The sequence below is a fragment of the Paenarthrobacter sp. NPDC092416 genome, assembly GCF_044755025.1.
Lineage (GTDB): Bacteria > Actinomycetota > Actinomycetes > Actinomycetales > Micrococcaceae > Arthrobacter.
Map to the genome: position 1 here is coordinate 83,810 of NZ_JBIVQG010000014.1, position 16,570 is coordinate 100,379.

The window sequence follows — 16,570 nt, forward strand, 5'->3', positions numbered from 1 at the left end:
CCAACCCCCATAAGAACGCGCGACGACGGCGGTCCCCCCTTCGCCGTCGTCGCCACCTCCCGCCGGTCTTCTCTAGACTGGTATGTCAAAGGAGACACCCCCAATGAACCCCCTCGTCAACACGCTGATGGTCCGGGCGGCCGATGCCCCCGCCATCAAGCCCGCAGTGGAGCTGGGAACACCCCTTCTGCTGACCATCGCCGCAGCTGGCATCGCCCTGCTGCTGGTGCTGATCATCCGCTTCAAGATCCAGGCCTTTGTAGCCCTTCTGGCCGTCAGCATCCTGGTGGGCGTTGCCGCGCAGATCCCGCTCAAGGACATCTTCACCGTGGTGTCCACCGGCGTCGGCAGCACCATGGGCAAGGTCGCATTGCTGATCGCCCTTGGAGCCATTCTTGGCCGCATGATTGAGGTGTCCGGCGGCGTGCAGTCGCTGGCCACCCACTTCACTGAGAAGCTCGGCGCCAAGCGCGTTGCCATTGCGTTGACTGCCGTCGGCTTCCTCGTGGCGATCCCCGTGTTCTTCGAGGTCGGCGTCATCGTCCTCGTCCCGATTGTCTACGCGTTCGCGAAGATCGCCAACGTTCACCCCATCAAGTTCGGCCTGCCCATGGCCGGCATCATGCTCTCCATCCATGTTGCCGTCCCGCCGCACCCGGGCATCGTGGCAGGTGCCGGCGTCTTCGGCGCCGACATTGGACTCATCACCCTGATCTCGCTGATCATCTGCGTGCCGCTCGGTTTCCTGTCCTACTGGGTTGCCAGCATCATGAACCGCAAAGAATACGAACTGCTCCCCGGTGTTAAGGCGCAGGTGGATGAATTCGGTTCCGATTCCTTGGTCCACGTTGGCCACGACGGTCCCGGCGCCCGCGCTATCGCCCCTCCGCGTCCCGGACTGATCATGTTCCTGATCGCCGCTCCGATTGTCCAGATCCTCCTCGGCACGGTTGGCACGCTCACCATCGCCAAGGACAACTACTGGTACGGCGTGGCTGCGTTCATCGGCAATCCGTTCTTCGCCCTCCTCGTCGCCGTGGCCCTCTCCTTCTTCCTGCTGGCGGTCCGCCGCAACTGGTCCCTCAAGGAAACCGGCGAGATCTTCGAAGGCGCCTTGCCTCCCATCGCGTCCATCCTCATGGTGGTTGCAGCTGGTGGCGTGTTCGGTGAGGTCCTGCGCACCTCCGGAATCGGCGCCGCCCTGTCCCACACGCTGGACAGCCTGGGCCTGCCGGTGATCGTGCTCGGCTTCATCATCTCCTTGGCGTTGCGTGCCGCGCAGGGTTCGGCCACCGTCGCAATCGTCACGACGACGGGCCTGCTCACCTCTGCGGTCATGGAAGGCGGCTACTCGCCGGCCCAGATCGCCGTGATTGTCATCGCCATCGGCTTTGGTTCGCTCGGCCTGTCCCACGTGACGGACGCCGGCTTCTGGACCGTGGTCCGCTACTACGGCCTCACCGTTTCCGACGGCCTCAAGACCTGGACCGTCCTCACCACCATCCTGGGCTTGGCCGGCTTCGCGCTGACCTACGTGGCGTGGATCCTGGTGGGAGGCCTGGCCCACTAATGCGCACCAAACTCGATCAGCTTGTCACCTCGGCTCTTGCCGTCGGCTCCGCTGTTCCAGCGTTTACTTGCTATGACTTCACCACCGCGCTTGCTGTCGTTTCGGCGGCAGAGGAAGCCAGGCTCGGGGTCATCCTGCTCGTCGCGCCGAAGACGGCGTCCACTCCGAACGGGCTGCGCCTCATTGCAGCCCTGCGCGGGTTGGCCGATGACGCAAGCGTCCCGGTTTCGGTCCAGCTCGACCACGCCTCTGACCTGCTGGTCATCCGTGAGTCCGTGGCCGCCGGTGCGGATGCGGTCCTCGCCGATGGTTCGTCGTTGGCGTTTGAGGACAACATCGCCCTGGTCCGCGAAGTCCGTGCGGCGCTGGACGACGACGGTTTCTCCGACGTCGTGATCGAGGCGGAACTTGGCGGCCTCGCGGGCGACGAGGACAAGGCTTTCGGCGCCGAAGATTCAGCGCACGACGCCGGTACTTCAGTCGCCGGTCTCACTGATCCTGCGCAGGTGGCCGAGTTCGTTGCGCGGACCGGAGCACAACTGCTCGCAGTTGCGGTGGGGAACGTGCACGGCAAGTACAAGGGTGAGCCCACCATCCGCTGGGATGTGCTGCAGGACGTTGCTTCGCGCACCGAGGTCCCGCTGGTGCTTCACGGCGCCTCCGGCATCCCCGCCGACCAGCTCGCGAAGGCTCCGTCCATGAATGTTGGCAAGGTGAACTTCAACACCGAGCTGCGGACGGGAATCCTGTCCACGCTGGAGGCTGAAACCGCGGCGCACCGGGCTGACGGCGAGAACCTCCAGGGCCTGTTGGCTCGTTGGAACGGCTCTGCGGCGACTTTCGCTGGTGCCACGCTGGCTTTGCTCGGCGCCTGACACCCGGGCATAGGTCGACGACGGCGGGACGTCCCGCCGTCGTCGGACCTTCCTACGGCAATTTACTGGACGGTTTGCCGATGCGAATCGACCGCTGCAACGGCGCCGCGAGCGTGCTCCGTCCTGCAGGCCTCGAGGTAGCTCTTGCTGAGCCCGGCGCAGGCAGTGCAGATGGCTGCCTGTGATGCGTGACTCGGGTCCCGGTCCATCTCGACGGCGATGTAGCTGTGGTCGCACGCATGGCAGCGGATGCGGGCCTCCCAGATGTCGTCCACCTCATCGCGGGGATCGTTGGCCCGGCGGAGCAGGGCTGTCCGCGATTGTGCTTTGAAGGCCGCGGCGTACAGCACGGCACCAAGCGCGAAGGTGAGCGGTGTTGACCAGGTGGCTCCGAACGTGCCACCGAATTGGTAGAAGAGCGCCCCCAGCACTGAGCTTCCAATCCAGACCCAAGCACCCAAGGTGAACCGCGCCAGGCGTCCCGGACGGAATTCGGGCAAGCCGTTCTTGTCGCCGGCAGTACTGAAGATGATGTGAACCAGCATGATACTGACCCAGGAGGCAATGAACGCGCCCTGCCATGCCAACGCAACAAGCAAGTAACTGAGGACGTCAGTGAGCATGAAGACGTAGGTGATGGCGCCGCAGAGCAGCACGGCCCAAACGCGCGGGAGCCTGGTGCGGAAGAGGCGCGTCCAGAGTGCTTCCATGTTGGTTGAGGCGACGTAGAAGTTCGCGGTATTGATGCGGGCTTGGGTCACCCACACCAGGAACAGTCCCCAACCGCCCAAAAGGGTGATGATGAAGTCCACGATTGCGGTGGACGAAATACCTCCGGCCAAACCGGCGGCGTAGGCGATGAAGATGCCAATCAGGCCGTTGGCCAGGTAGACGAAGACGTAGAACACTGGCCCGAACGTCGCGATTCCGTTGATCTTGGTGTCGCGGGGTTTGCCGAAGCGGGCAAAGTCCATGGTGAACATCATGAGAACCAGTACGCCCAGGTAAATGAAGAAGGCGTAGAGCCAGCCTGGGGCAGCCAGACTTGCAGCCTGCTGGGGCGTATGGGCCAACCACGCGGACGTGTCCAGTCGCGTAGCAGCAAGAATGATGACCAGAATAAGGCCGCCCCAATAAACGGGCAGCAGCGCTGCGTTGTACTTGTCCATCCAGCGCCGGATCCCACCCATGACCAGCGGAAGGTTCATGGCGACAGCGATCGCATACCAAACACGGATATCCAGGCCGCCGATGGAGGCGGAGAACGCATGGGCGATCATGGAGCTTTCGAACACCGCGTAGTAGATGGACGTTGCGGCCAGAATGAGCGGCGCCACGATGGATCCCGACGCACCGAACAGGCGTTGCGATATGAGGGCGACGGTCAGGCCGGTCTTGGCGGCGTAGCCGGAGAAGATGTAGCCAAGAGCGCCGAACGCGACGCAAGCCAGGACAATGCCGATCAGCGTGTCCACGGTTCCGACGACTGCGGCCAGTGTTGCGGCGGTGACCAGATAGAACATGCCGCTGACCAACGAGTACCAGGACATGGAGAGTGACTTCTTGCTGCTGCGCCATGAAAGCGGAACAACGTGGGTGGTGTAGTCCTCGGTTGCGGCTTCCTTTACAACACGGGGGTCGTCGGCATAGCTGACGTGGAGCGGGTCCAGTGAGCGGTCCAGAGTGGACATAACGGGTTCCTTTGCAAGTGATGTGCCGGTTCAGGGGCCGGCCGTTGGGGGGGTAATCACTTGGTTGGCAGGGCGGCGGCGAATCGCCCATAACTGGAGTTTGTCCGACCTTCAGACCGAAGTCAACAGTTTTTTATGAATAACGTTCATTTTTTAGTTTTGTCTTGACGGTGACCTCCCGAGTGACTAGTGTCATAGCAACTTGGTTGGACCATTGGACTAACTGCCGTGGCGCGGCAGGACAGACTAGGAGCAAGACTTTGGCTACGAGCTATGAAGACCGCGTACGTGAATTGGGTCTGGAGATTCCAGATTTCGCCGTTGACGGCTACTACGGTGCCGACACCTACGGGAGCATGAAGCCCCACCATATTGTGGGCAACGTCCTGTACCTGAGTGGCCACACACCGGACAAAAGCGACGGCACTGTCCGCTACCCAGGGCGGCTTGGTGCCAACCTGACTGTGGAGGAAGGCTACGAAGCCGCCCGTTTGACCGCACTGAACTGCCTCGGCGGAATCCGGCTGGCTCTGGGTTCCCTGGACCGGGTCAAAGGGATCATCCGGTCTCTGTGCTTCGTGACGTCCACCATGGATTTCACCGAGGTCCACAAGGTGTCCTCGGGTGCCACTGATCTCTTTGTTGAGGTGTTCGGACCCGAGGTGGGCCTTGGTGGAAGAGCCACTATCGGTGTCATGAGCCTGGCTGGCGGCAGCTGCTTTGAAAACTGGGTAACGGTGGAAATCCTGGAGTAAGGCACTCGCCGGCCCCAACCGGCTGGTAGGTTTGTCGAACCAAATTCAGCGGAGGTTAGACGTGTCGTCCTTGAGCAGCATTTCAGTAGCCAGCGGTCCTCTTTCGGAGCAATTGAGCGAAAAGCTGATCCGCATGATCACCAACGGTGAGCTCAGCGCGGGCGACAAACTTCCCAATGAACGCGAGCTCGCAGAGACTGCAGGAATATCGCGGACATCAGTGCGGGAAGCTCTGCGTGAACTCGAACTTCGGGGGCTCATCAGCCGGAAACCCGGCCGTGGAACCATCGTCGAAGCACAAACCCGTCCCGAACTTCACGCGGGGATGCTCGGATCGATGGAATCGTCCCAAAGGATGCTTCGGGAAGTCATGGATCTGCGCGCCGTGATAGAACCCCCCATGGCGGAGCGCGCCGCACTTCGGGCGCGGGCCACTGAATTGGGGGCACTGCTCCATCCACTGGAATTGGCCGAGGCGGAACTCCGCCGGGTCGAGCCGTCCATGCAGCTCTTGGTGAGGCTCGACGTCGAGTTCCACGCGGGTGTCGCCAAACTCACCCAGAACCCCATGCTGGTCAGGCTCCTCGATGTCGCCAACGAATGGATGGCGCCTTCCAGGGAGACCGCGCACCAGACCATGACACGAATCGAAAAGTCCGTTGCTGCGCATCGGAAAATCTACGAGGCCATCCGTGGACATCAGGCTGATGACGCACGTGAGGCCATGTCCGGGCACATTCATGAGGTTGCGAATGCCATCGGCATCGACACCTGGGACCCGGATTCATTAAGCAGAAAGCACAATAAGCCATGAGCCAGAAATTCACCGGCGCGGCCGCAACGCCACACTCAGCTGCGACGGCCGCAGCCCATACAGCATTCGCCAATGGCGGCAATGCCGTGGACGCAGCACTCGCTGCAGCAGCAATGCTTACGGTGGTCTATCCGAATCAATGCACTATCGGCGGTGACGCCATCGCCATGGTGGGAACCCGCAACGGGAACGTCACAGTGGTCAACGGCAGCGGACGATCTGCCCAGTTGTTGAACCCCGCCGACTACGCAGGGGCAGACGGGTTCGTCCCTGTATCCGGCGCCAAAAGCGTCACCGTGCCCGGGCTCCTTGGCGCCTGGCAGGTTCTCGCTGAGACCTGGGGCCTGTTGCCTCTTTCCGGCGCGCTCCTTCCCGCGGCTTCAGCCGCCGCAGCCGGAGTGCCAGTGGCTCCCGGGGTCGCCCGGGACCTCATTCGGGAAGAGCATCTCCTGGTCCAAGACCCGGGATGCCGCGAGGTCTTCTTCCGGGATGGAGCACTCCTGCGTGAAGGCGAGACCCTGAAGCTGGATCGTCTGGCAGAATCCCTCGCTGCCATTGCGGAGCACGGGACCGACGTGTTTTACCGCGGTTCCGTCGGACGGAGCATCGTGGAGACCCTCCGCGGGCAAGGCGGCGACCTCACCTTGGATGACTTCGCAGCCTACGAGGCCACGGTCGAAACGCCAGTCTCAGTGATGTTCGCGGGCACTGAATACCTCAGTGCGGCCGGCAACAGCCAAGGCACCTTCTTCCTTCAAGGTTTGGCCGCTCTCAACGTTGTAGCCCAGGAACTTGGCCACATTCCTGACCCGGATGGCGCCGAGGCCGGCATTGTGGCCTCCGTGCTGGCGGCTGCCGCGAAGGACCGCGACCGCTACCTGGGCGACCCGGAACACACCGAAATCCCCGTCGCTGGACTGCTGTCCGCGAAGTCTGCCGAGGCATTGGCCCTCGGCGCCATCGCAGGCAAGGAATCTGTTGCTTCCCACGGCCGCGCATACGGCCGGCGAACCGGTGACACAGTAGCGATCGTCACCGCCGACTCCGACGGCAACTGGGTCTCCCTCATCCAAAGCGCCTTCCATGCTTTCGGATCCTGTGTGCTGGATCCGGGAACGGGCGTTCTGCTGCATAACCGCGGGGCATCCTTCAGCCTCACGCCTGGTGCCGCGAATGAGCTCGCCCCGGGACGGAAGCCAGCCCACACCCTGATGCCGGTGCTCGTCCGTCGGGACAGTCAACTCATCGGGGCTCACGGCACCATGGGAGGGCGGGCCCAACCTCAGGTCCATACGCACTTGGCCCTGAACCTTGCCTTGGGTATGTCTCCGGACGAGGCAACGGCCCGACCACGTTGGATCGTCGGACAGATGGAAGCAGGAGCTGCCGCGCCCGACGACGCCACCACGATTTCGGTGGAGCGAGGGGTCTCGACGGCGACCCTCCTGAGCCTTCTCGACGCCGGCTTCCACACGAAAGAGCTGGAAGCATTGGACGACGCCGCAGGGCACCTCCAGGTGGTTCGGCAGGCAGAAGTGCCAGGCGCCTTCGCTGTTGGTTCTGATCCGCGCTCCGATGGACTGTCGGATGCGTCGCAGGGCCCGACGAGCGACGGGAAGTAGGCGCGTGCTTCATCCACGCCTATCGTTCTGGCTCATGATCGCCCTGAGTTTCGGCACCGGGACCCTGGATGCCGCAACCTATCTGGGGATGGACCGTGTCTTCGGAGCAAACATGACCGGAAACGTCATCCTGATCGGCCTCTCCATCGCGGGGTCGGAACACGCTCCACTTCTGGGGCCATTGTCAGCACTCGGGGGTTTCGCAGCTGGTTCCTGGGTTCTCGGGTTGATCCTGCGGCGCGTTCCCTATGCTGGCGGACGCGACGCGTCGCTGGTTCCGGTTTTCTGGACTGCGGCATGTGGAATGCTGGCGGTCACGGGTGTGCTGGCATTCCTCCCGATCAACGATTTCCTTATCCACGCCGTGACCCTCGCAATCGGGATCCTGATGGGTTTCCAAGCCCTTGTGGCTCGCAGAGTTGGCGTCCCCGACGTTTCCACCGTAGTTATTACGTCCACGCTGTCCCTGCTGTTCAGCGAAGCCGGGCGCTTTTGGGGCGGCGCCACGACGGCGGCCACCATGCGCAGGTTTGCGGCCGTCGCGTCCATGTTCCTGGGTGCCGTGTGCGGCGCTCTCCTGCTGCAGATCGGTTTGTGGTGCGCGATGCTTGTCCCGGCGATAGTCCTGATCAGCGTGGCCTTGGCATTTACGGTGATTCAACATCCATCAAGGAGGGTAACCGAGGACGCCCAGACGCTCGTGTCTGCCTGACTGCCGGCGCCACGCTGGAGTTGCCCGGCTCCTGACACCTGCGCGAGATCATGGGGAGGCTAGGATCAGACCATGATCCTGGCCTCCCTGATTTTCGCCCTGATTGCGGCGTTGCTGCACGTCTACATCTTCATCATGGAGTCCATCACGTGGACCAAGCCAGCTACGTGGAAACGGTTTAGCCTCACCTCGCAGGCTGACGCCGAAACCACTAAGCCGCTTGCTTACAACCAGGGTTTCTACAACCTCTTCCTGGCCGTCGGCGCATTGACAGGCATCATCGCAGTGGCCATGGGCGCCCCGCAGGTGGGGTGGACCCTTGTCTTCAGCTGCTGTGGTTCCATGCTCCTGGCGGCACTTGTCCTCGCCGCGAGCGGCAAAAAGTACCTCCGCGCCGCTGTTCTCCAAGGCACGACGCCGCTGCTCGCCGTCGTGCTTGGCCTGCTGGCTGTCCTTTAAAGCAACGCGGGGTCACTTGCGGCCCCTTTGAACACTCAACATGGGCCCCAAGTGACCCCGCGTTGTTGCCGGTGATTCGGCGTACCCTCCAGAGCCAGGTGCTCCCCATGCGGATACCCAAAAATCGCATCAGATGTGACCTTGCGCACAAACAATCTCAGCGATAAGATAATTACTACTGAAGTATCTGGACGTCCCCTACAGAACTTTTCAGAAATCAGCTGGCCAGCGCATCATGATCCGCCAAGGTTCACGCGCCGCGTGACCCTACGTTTGCCAATTAGCCGGGAGGCACAATATGAGTGGTGCAGTCGCACGACCAGTGGGCGCAGGTTCGCCACGGCAGGTCGCCTTAGCGAGCATCATCGGCACAACCATCGAGTGGTACGACTTCTTTATCTACAGCACCGCTGCGGTGCTCGTTTTCTCTCAACACTTCTTCCCCGGCTTCGATCCCGCGACCGGAACTTTGCTTGCTTTTTCGACGTTCGCCGCCGGTTTCGTCGCTCGACCCGTCGGGGCCGTCGTGTTCGGCCACTTTGGTGACAGGATCGGCCGTAAACCGATGATGGTTGTGACGATCCTGATCATGGGCGTCGCCACCGTATTGATCGGTCTGCTGCCGACGTATGCCAGTATCGGCTTCTTCGCCCCGGCGCTGCTGGTAACACTGCGCCTGACGCAAGGATTCGCACTCGGCGGGGAATGGGGTGGCGCCGTCCTCATGGCCACGGAACACTCTCCGGAAGGCCGCCGTGGATTCTTCGGCAGTTGGCCGCAAGCGGGTGTGGCTGTTGGCCTGATCCTGGCCATGACCGTCTATATTCCGCTGGATGCCATGCCGGCCGACGACTTCCTGGCCTGGGGCTGGCGTGTTCCGTTCCTGCTCAGTGCGGTCCTTGTGATCACTGGCCTCATCATCCGGGCCCGGGTTGCCGAGAGTCCGGAGTTCGCTCGGGTCAAGGATGCCCACGCCGTCGTGCGCATCCCGATCGTCGAGGTTCTTCGTACGCACCCGAAGCAGGTCCTGCTTGTAGCGGGCGCAAGTCTGTCGCCCGGGATCTTCTTCTACCTCCTCACTGTGTACAACTTTGTTTACACGCAGAAGGACGGAGGTTTTACTCAAAATTCCATGCTGATTCTGGTGATTGTCACCTCCGCAGTTGGATTCGTGGTCACTCCCATCGCCGGTCTGCTCGCGGACAGGTTCGGCCGTCAACGGATCTATTTGGTAGGCCTTGCGCTCATTGGCGCGGTGGCCTTCCCCCTCTACTGGGCACTCGGTTCGGGCGTTTATGGCATGATCGCCGTCTGCTATGTCGTCGCAACCATAGCCGTGTACATCCCGTGGGCCCTTCAGCCCGCATACTTCTCCGATGCCTTTGACGCGCGAGTCCGCTACAGCGGGCTTTCACTGGCCACCACGCTCGGGAACCTCTTCGGCAGTGCCATAGCGCCCCTCATCGCAGGGTTGTTACTCACCGCAACGAACTCCTCGACCTCTACGTCGCTGTACGTCTTTGTCGCCGGAGCGGTGTCGATTGTGTGTGTCCTTCTGCTCGGAAGGATGAATCGGAGAAAAGCGTCGCAAAACGATGGCCGTACCCATGCGGTGGAGGATGGCGCGCCCCACGGGACGACCCCCACAACCTCAGGCAAGAGATAGACGGTTTACGAGAAAGGAACCACTATGAGCAGCAATGAGTCCCAGTTCAAAACATTCACCGTGGAACAGGCAACGCCTACCATCGGTGCCTTTATCCACGGGTTGGATCTTCGCGAAGAGATCACGCCTGAGTGCCAGGACGAACTACGCACGGCCTTCCTGCAATACGAGGTATTGTTTCTTCGCGATCAACGCATCGGCCCGGATGATCAGATCCGATTCGCCAAGGTGTTTGGTGACCCCCAGGAAGTCAGTGCGTTCTTCCCGTCACTCCCCGGAAACCCGCACATTGAGGTGCTGGAGTCCCGTGGGCGTGCTGCGGGAACCGACGTCTGGCACTCCGATCTGACATGGCAGGCGACTCCGAACTCGGCTACTTGCCTCCACGCCCAGCAAATCCCGCCTTGTGGCGGCGATACGCTGTGGGCCAGCATGACGGCGGCGTACGATGCGCTGCCGGAATCGATAAAGAACGTCATCGACGGGCTTGAAGCGGTGCATGACTGGGAAAAGGAACTCACGGGAGTGGTCCGCCAAGGTGAGGATGGCGAGGCACGGTACGAGGAAACCCGCCGCAAGTATCCACCCATGACCCACCCGGTCGTGCGCAAGCATCCGGAGACGGGCCGCAAACTGGTCTACGTCAACGAGTTGTTCACGTCCCGCATCTCGGGAGTTCCCACCCAACTGAGTGATTCGCTGCGGACCATGCTTACAAGCCTCGCCAAGACCCCGGAATACCAAGTCCGGTTCCGGTGGGAGCCGAACTCCCTGGTGATCTGGGATAACCGATCGACGCAACACTATGCTGTGGGCGACTACCACCCGCACTACAGGCTCATGCACCGTGTGACGCTCAGGGGCGACCGTCCGGCCTAATGCCTGATCCGGCGCATGCTGGGCGGCCAGACTGTGGTCGCCCAGCATGCTGTTCGGGTGGGGCCGGTGCATGACACACTCATGAAACTTAGGATTCAGACACTTTGTGTTGATTAGCGGGAGAGCTGAACGGGTTCGTTTCCATGGCACGGCCCGTGCAGCGGACTCCGCGACCAGTCACAGCGAAGGAAAGGCCGACTATTGCGTGCCCAAAAATTGGGGGCAGGGCTGATCGCCCAGAACCAGTCCGCCCTGCCACCATTTGCCCTGTATCGGCCAACATCCTTGGCGGAAGCGGTGGCTCTCACTCATCAGCATCCGGAGGCCGTGATTGCTGCAGGCTGCTCGGATCTTGTGGCTCAGTTTCGCGAGGGGTGTGAACCGGAAGTCCTGATCTCCCTGCAGCACGTCGAGGAACTGCGCTTCGTCTCCCACGAGGACGGGGTCTTGCGAATCGGCTCCATGGTTACGCACCACGGCGGCAGCACGAGCCCTGAAATCCGTTCGTCACTGCCCGCGCTGGCAGCGGCCTGGGGGTCAATCGCCACCGTTCGAATCCGCTACCGCGGTACTCTCGGGGGCAACCTCCTGGCACGCCGCTTCCGGTACGAGCTACCCATCATTCTCTCGTCTCTGAATGCGCAGATGCTTTTCCAGGGCAGTGATCACGTCGCGACACTGTCCGTGCCATCCCTGTGGGATTCCGACGCCGCGATTCCCGGCATTCTGACCGCTGCGACCGTAGACACCGGCAACCTGCTGTCGTTCGGCTACGAGCGCTCCATGCGCCCGCTGACCACCGTGGCGCTCGCCGTCCGTGAGCATCCTGAGTCGGGCCTCGTCATCACAGCTGTCTGCGGGAGTGAATATCGGCAGCCCTTCGTGCTGTCTCACACTGCCAAGGTAGCTACCCTTGCCGAGTTGGATGCAGACTCCGTGGGCGCTGCGCTCGCGGCCCAGCTCCCGGACAGTGCCGGAGATTTCACAGGAACCCTCCACTACAGGCGCCACTTGGTAGGCGTACTCAGCCGTCGCCTCCTTGTCAGTGCGGCCGGAAATCAACAGAAATGAGGACCCGACCATGAGCCTCGAGTCACGAAACCCCCGAGCCGCCGGCGAAGAACAGTTCACTGTTGACCTTGAATTTGAGCTGAACGGAACCTTGGAAAAACGTGCGGTCCCGACGAGCACCACGGTCCTGGACCTGCTCCGAAACAGCTTCGGTAAACGCGGCGTTCGCAGTTCATGTGAGCGGAGCGTCTGCGGCGCTTGCACCGTGCTGGTGGATGACCTTCCCGTAGCGGCCTGCTCTACGTTTGCTTTCGATATTGATGGCACCCGCGTTGAAACAGTTGAGGGTTTGGCCGCACAAGACGGCACACTGAGCGCCCAGCAGCGCGCATTCCGGGAGTGCGGAGGCTTCCAATGTGGCTTTTGCACGTCCGGCATGCTGATGCTGACCACGGGGCTGCTGAGGGTCAACCCGCAGCCGGGCCGGGAAGAGATCCGCGAATGGATAAGTTCGAACACCTGCCGGTGTACGGGCTACGAGATGATTCTGGAATCCGTGGAACGTGCAGCCGAATTGACCCGGGACGAGCAGCCTGGTGAGGAGTCCCGATGACCCAAGCCGTCAGTCCGTCCACCCCCGACGCAATCGCTGATGAACCGATCGTTGGACGCAACCTCCCCAGGCTCGACGCCACAGCAAAAGTCACCGGCCGCGCCGTCTACACCGTGGACATCGAAAGGCCTGGAATGCTCCATGCCAAGGTGTTGCGCAGCCCGCATGCGCACGCCCGGATCCTGTCCATCGATGCGTCGGCGGCGCGATCGCTCAAAGGAGTCGCCGCCGTCGTCACGCGCGACGATATTCAGGGACTGAACTACTACGGAACATTCGTCAAAGATCAACCAATTGTGGCTACCGACGCGGTCCGCTACGTCGGCGACGTCGTCGCGGCGGTCGCAGCCGTGGATGAACGCACGGCCTTCGCAGCTTTGGATCTGATTCGAGTCACCTACGAACCACTCCGGGCTGTCTTCGACCCACAAACAGCAATGGATCCGTCTGCTCCGCTGATATTTCCCGAAGCGCCGTTCGCGGCCTTCCCCAGCTACGGCGATGGTGCCTCGGGGGCGGCTCTCAGTGGCCACAATGTGAGCTATGAATTCCGATACCAAACGGGACCGGAAAGTATCTGGTCCGAATGCGACCACATTTTCGAGGACACTTTTACCTTCTCCCGTATGAATCACATGCACCTGGAGCCGTTTGCGACAGTTGCCGAGGCCACGGCCGAGGAAATCGAGGTGTGGACCTCCACGCAAAGTCCGTTCCCGATGCGCCAGGAACTGGCGAGGATTTTCGGACTGGCTGAGAACCGCATCCGCGTGAACGTGCCGCTGTTGGGCGGGGGGTTTGGCGCCAAGAATGGTCCCAAAACCGAAGCGATTGCCATTCGGCTCTCACAACTGTCCGGTGGTCGACCGGTTCGCTACAGCATGGCAACAGAGGAAGTATTCCTGACATTGAGCCAGCATGACGCCATCCTCACGGTGAAGTCCGGGGTGAAGGCAGACGGGGAGTTTGTCGCGCGCCAGTCACGCGTGCTGCTCAACGGCGGCGCTTATGCGGACGCCAGCCCACTCGTTGCCGAAAAGGCTGGATACCGGATGCCGGGAGCCTACCGTTGGAAACGGATCGATTCAGTCTGTCAATCGGTCATCACCAACACGGTGCCGGCCGGTGCATTCCGTGGTTTCGGCGCAACCCAGGCTACCTGGGCCAGCGAGCGTCAAGTGGACCTTATTGCCGATCGGCTGGGCTTGGATCCGTTTGAGCTTCGTCTTAAGAACATGAAGGAGCTGGGCGAGGATTTCGTTCCCGGGGAAACGCCCATCGATTCGGACCTCAAACTGGGCCTGAATCTCGTAGCGGATGCAATCGGTTACCGGAACCGCGACCGTTCCGGTAACCGCGGCATGGGTGTTGCGATCGGCCTGAAAGATGGCGGGGGAGTCAACAAACCCGCTCAAGCGCGGGTCAAGGTGACTGCCAAGGGTGATGTTGTTCTGAATTGCGGGCTGACGGAGATGGGACAAGGAGGACACTCGGCCCTCTGCCAAATTGTCGCGGAGGTGCTTGCCTGTGATCCGCAGCGGGTGAGGTATGCGCCGATTGATACCGACAACACCCCGTTTGACCAGGGGACGAATGCGTCCTCCGGCGTCGCAGTCATGGGACAGGCAGTCCTCCAGGCCGCAGAACGCGTCAGGTCTTCCGTGTTGGATTTCGCAGCCGAGCACTTGGAGGTGGACCGCGAATCGATCCGCCTGGTCAACTGGCAAATCATTGACGCTGACGACAGAATCCATGAGCTTTCGCCGCTTGTCATGCACAGTTTTGGCGGAACGGGTTTCGAGTTCACAGCTGACGGATACTTCAAGGTCCGTTCCTCTCCCCGTGCACCGCTGGAGGCACCATGCGTGTTCTGGGAGATTGGCTGGGCCGCCGCCGAAGTGGCCGTCGACCCGGAAACCGGAAAAGTGGAGCTGTTGCAGCTGGTGGTCAGCGGTGACGCCGGCAAGGTGGTGAACAAGCTGGGCTGCCGCGGTCAAGATGAGGGGGCGGCGGTCTTCGGACTGGCGCAAGCCCTCTTTGAGGAATTGCGGTACGACGGCGGTGAGCTGCTGAACGGTGAGGCGCTCCTTTATCGTGTGCCGCTGGCCGAGGACCTCCCACGGAGGTTTTCCTCCATTACCCAGGAGCAGGGCCATGGCGCGGGGCCGTTCGGGGCCAAAGGCATGGGCGAGGGTGGCATGCTGCCGATTGCTCCGGCGATTGCCCAAGCCATCGCCGACGCTACCGGGGCCCAGCTCACTACATTGCCGATGACGCCGGAACGTGTCTACAACGCTCTGTGCGCCGCGCAAGACCGCAAGCAGCAGGGCTGACGGGAATGCGGGACGTCATGGAGGTGCTGGAACAGGCGATGCAGGGCGACCACCGGATGGCATTGGCTACCGTGGTCCGCACAGAAGGCTCTGCGCCGCGGGCTGTGGGAACGTCCATGGTGATCAGTGACGACGGCACGCCCACCGGTTCTGTTTCGGGTGGGTGCGTAGAGGCAAGTGTGCTGGAGTCTGCGGCCGACGTCCTGGCCACCGGCGTGCCCGAGCTCCATCGCTTTGGCATTACAGACGACGACGGTCTGAGCATCGGACTGACGTGCGGTGGCACTATTGAGATTTTCATCCAACCGTACGCACCGGCCTCGTGCCCGGATTTCGTCGCACTGCAGCAGGCCTTGAGAGAAAATTTGCCGTGCGCCATGGTCACTGTTTTCGACGGACCACCTGACCTTGTTGGCCGATCGGAACTCGTGCTGCAGGATGCGGACGTCAGCAAGCTGTTCGACGGCGGGGTCGTTTCGCCGGCCAGTGTGGGCGCCGCCAGGGACGCGGTGCAGAAAGCCATTGCTTCAGAAACTACGCTGCCGGTGACCCTGCCGTCGACCGATACCGAAGCGTTCGTGTCGCTGCTGATCGATGTCTACCGCCCACCCCGACGGTTGGTGATCTTCGGGGCCATCGATTTCTCCGCCTCCCTCGCCCATCTAGGGTCATTTCTTGGCTTTCACGTCACTGTCTGCGATGCCCGGGCTGTCTTTGCGACAGCCCAACGGATCCCTGCCGCGCACGAGATTGTGGTTGATCAGCCCGACCGTTACCTGCGGCAGGAAATCGCCCAAGGAAAACTTGCCCGGGATTCCGTCATCTGCGTGCTGACGCATGATGCCAAGTTCGATATTCCGGTCCTCGATGTCGCGCTGAGGCACGGATTCGACTACATAGGCGCCATGGGCTCGCGCCGAACGGCCCGTGACCGCCGGGACAGGCTCATGAGCTTGGGCCATACCGCCGATACCTTGGCATCGCTCCGATCCCCGATTGGATTGGATCTTTCGGCTGGGACAGCCGCGGAAACGGCGGTTTCGATCATGTCGGAGGTGATCGCTGCCAAGGGGCGGTCCTCGGGCCTGCCTCTGAGCCAAACTACTGATCCCATCCACCGAAGTGCATTGCCGGGGGAGCCTGCCCGCCGTCAGCCACTCGCACGCAGCCGCGACGTGATCTGCACGTAAGACGTCCGTTTTCCCGTCGGGCACAAGCTGGCGGGCTGCGACGGTAACCCCGGCGGCGGCCGAAGCCCAGCAGAATAAAAGTCTTGACCTAAAGCATCTTATTACTGATATTCTTTGACTATGGCGTAGATCACAATGCTGACCGGAAGCCGGGCCGAGAACCAGCTCGCAGCGGATGCGTAAGTCATTGAACGAGTTGGACGGAAGCTGAAGATGAGTACGGACGGCAGGTCGGGGAGCGCACCGCGGCGTAGCGGCGTTAGCGCCTCGATTGAGGGTAGATCTTGGAGCGCGAATCTTGCGTTGACTCCTTCCGTCGATCCTTCAGGCGTACCCCTTCCCAAGGCTGCCGGCAGTAACCGGTCCAGTCGCCATCCAAA

The 16,570-nt window shown here is 61.8% G+C and carries 14 protein-coding genes; 13 read left to right on the top strand and 1 reads right to left on the bottom strand.

Going from position 1 to position 16,570, the window contains the following annotated elements; genetic code table 11:
* Window positions 1–103 precede the first annotated feature (103 nt).
* The gene (locus ACIQC5_RS20660; RefSeq protein ID WP_400286761.1) at window positions 104–1,570 is read left to right on the top strand and encodes a GntP family transporter; all 1,467 of its coding nucleotides are present in this window, start codon (window positions 104–106) and stop codon (window positions 1,568–1,570) included.
* Window positions 1,570–2,445, top strand: coding sequence for a class II fructose-bisphosphate aldolase (locus ACIQC5_RS20665; protein ID WP_400286764.1), 876 nt, complete (start codon window positions 1,570–1,572; stop codon window positions 2,443–2,445). Before ACIQC5_RS20660 ends, ACIQC5_RS20665 begins: the two co-directional genes overlap by 1 nt.
* Before the next feature lie 62 nt (window positions 2,446–2,507).
* Here ACIQC5_RS20665 and ACIQC5_RS20670 read toward each other — a convergent pair whose 3' ends face one another.
* On the bottom strand, window positions 2,508–4,136 hold the full coding sequence (locus ACIQC5_RS20670; RefSeq protein ID WP_400286767.1) for a purine-cytosine permease family protein: 1,629 nt from the start codon (window positions 4,134–4,136) through the stop codon (window positions 2,508–2,510).
* Window positions 4,137–4,396: 260 nt separating this feature from the next.
* Between ACIQC5_RS20670 and ACIQC5_RS20675 the strand changes: the two genes are divergently transcribed.
* From ACIQC5_RS20675 to ACIQC5_RS20725, 11 genes are all read left to right on the top strand, one after another.
* Window positions 4,397–4,891, top strand: coding sequence for a RidA family protein (locus tag ACIQC5_RS20675; RefSeq protein ID WP_400286770.1), 495 nt, complete (start codon window positions 4,397–4,399; stop codon window positions 4,889–4,891).
* A 70-nt stretch (window positions 4,892–4,961) separates the two neighbouring features.
* A complete protein-coding gene (locus ACIQC5_RS20680; protein WP_400286773.1) occupies window positions 4,962–5,705 on the top strand; it encodes a FadR/GntR family transcriptional regulator in 744 nt (247 codons plus the stop codon).
* The gene (locus tag ACIQC5_RS20685) at window positions 5,702–7,327 is read left to right on the top strand and encodes a gamma-glutamyltransferase family protein (RefSeq protein WP_400286776.1); all 1,626 of its coding nucleotides are present in this window, start codon (window positions 5,702–5,704) and stop codon (window positions 7,325–7,327) included. The genes ACIQC5_RS20680 and ACIQC5_RS20685 overlap by 4 nt, the downstream gene beginning before the upstream one ends.
* A 4-nt stretch (window positions 7,328–7,331) precedes the next feature.
* On the top strand, window positions 7,332–8,039 hold the full coding sequence (locus ACIQC5_RS20690; protein WP_400286779.1) for a YoaK family protein: 708 nt from the start codon (window positions 7,332–7,334) through the stop codon (window positions 8,037–8,039).
* Between the two features lie 72 nt (window positions 8,040–8,111).
* Window positions 8,112–8,498: a DUF1304 domain-containing protein gene (locus ACIQC5_RS20695; protein WP_400286782.1), complete on the top strand. Its 387-nt coding sequence runs from the start codon at window positions 8,112–8,114 to the stop codon at window positions 8,496–8,498.
* A 298-nt stretch (window positions 8,499–8,796) separates the two neighbouring features.
* Window positions 8,797–10,164, top strand: a complete 1,368-nt coding sequence (locus ACIQC5_RS20700; RefSeq protein WP_400286785.1) for an MFS transporter — start codon at window positions 8,797–8,799, stop codon at window positions 10,162–10,164.
* A gap of 24 nt (window positions 10,165–10,188) precedes the next feature.
* A complete protein-coding gene (locus ACIQC5_RS20705) occupies window positions 10,189–11,043 on the top strand; it encodes a TauD/TfdA dioxygenase family protein (protein ID WP_400286788.1) in 855 nt (284 codons plus the stop codon).
* 201 nt (window positions 11,044–11,244) lie between these two features.
* Window positions 11,245–12,114, top strand: coding sequence for an FAD binding domain-containing protein (locus ACIQC5_RS20710; protein ID WP_400286791.1), 870 nt, complete (start codon window positions 11,245–11,247; stop codon window positions 12,112–12,114).
* Between the two features lie 10 nt (window positions 12,115–12,124).
* Window positions 12,125–12,667: a (2Fe-2S)-binding protein gene (locus ACIQC5_RS20715; RefSeq protein WP_400286794.1), complete on the top strand. Its 543-nt coding sequence runs from the start codon at window positions 12,125–12,127 to the stop codon at window positions 12,665–12,667.
* Window positions 12,664–15,000 (top strand): xanthine dehydrogenase family protein molybdopterin-binding subunit, encoded by a 2,337-nt coding sequence (locus ACIQC5_RS20720; RefSeq protein ID WP_400286797.1) that lies wholly within the window; start codon window positions 12,664–12,666, stop codon window positions 14,998–15,000. The genes ACIQC5_RS20715 and ACIQC5_RS20720 overlap by 4 nt, the downstream gene beginning before the upstream one ends.
* 5 nt (window positions 15,001–15,005) lie before the next feature.
* Complete coding sequence (locus ACIQC5_RS20725) at window positions 15,006–16,190, top strand: XdhC family protein (RefSeq protein ID WP_400286800.1); 1,185 nt, start codon at window positions 15,006–15,008, stop codon at window positions 16,188–16,190.
* Window positions 16,191–16,570: the final 380 nt, after the last annotated feature.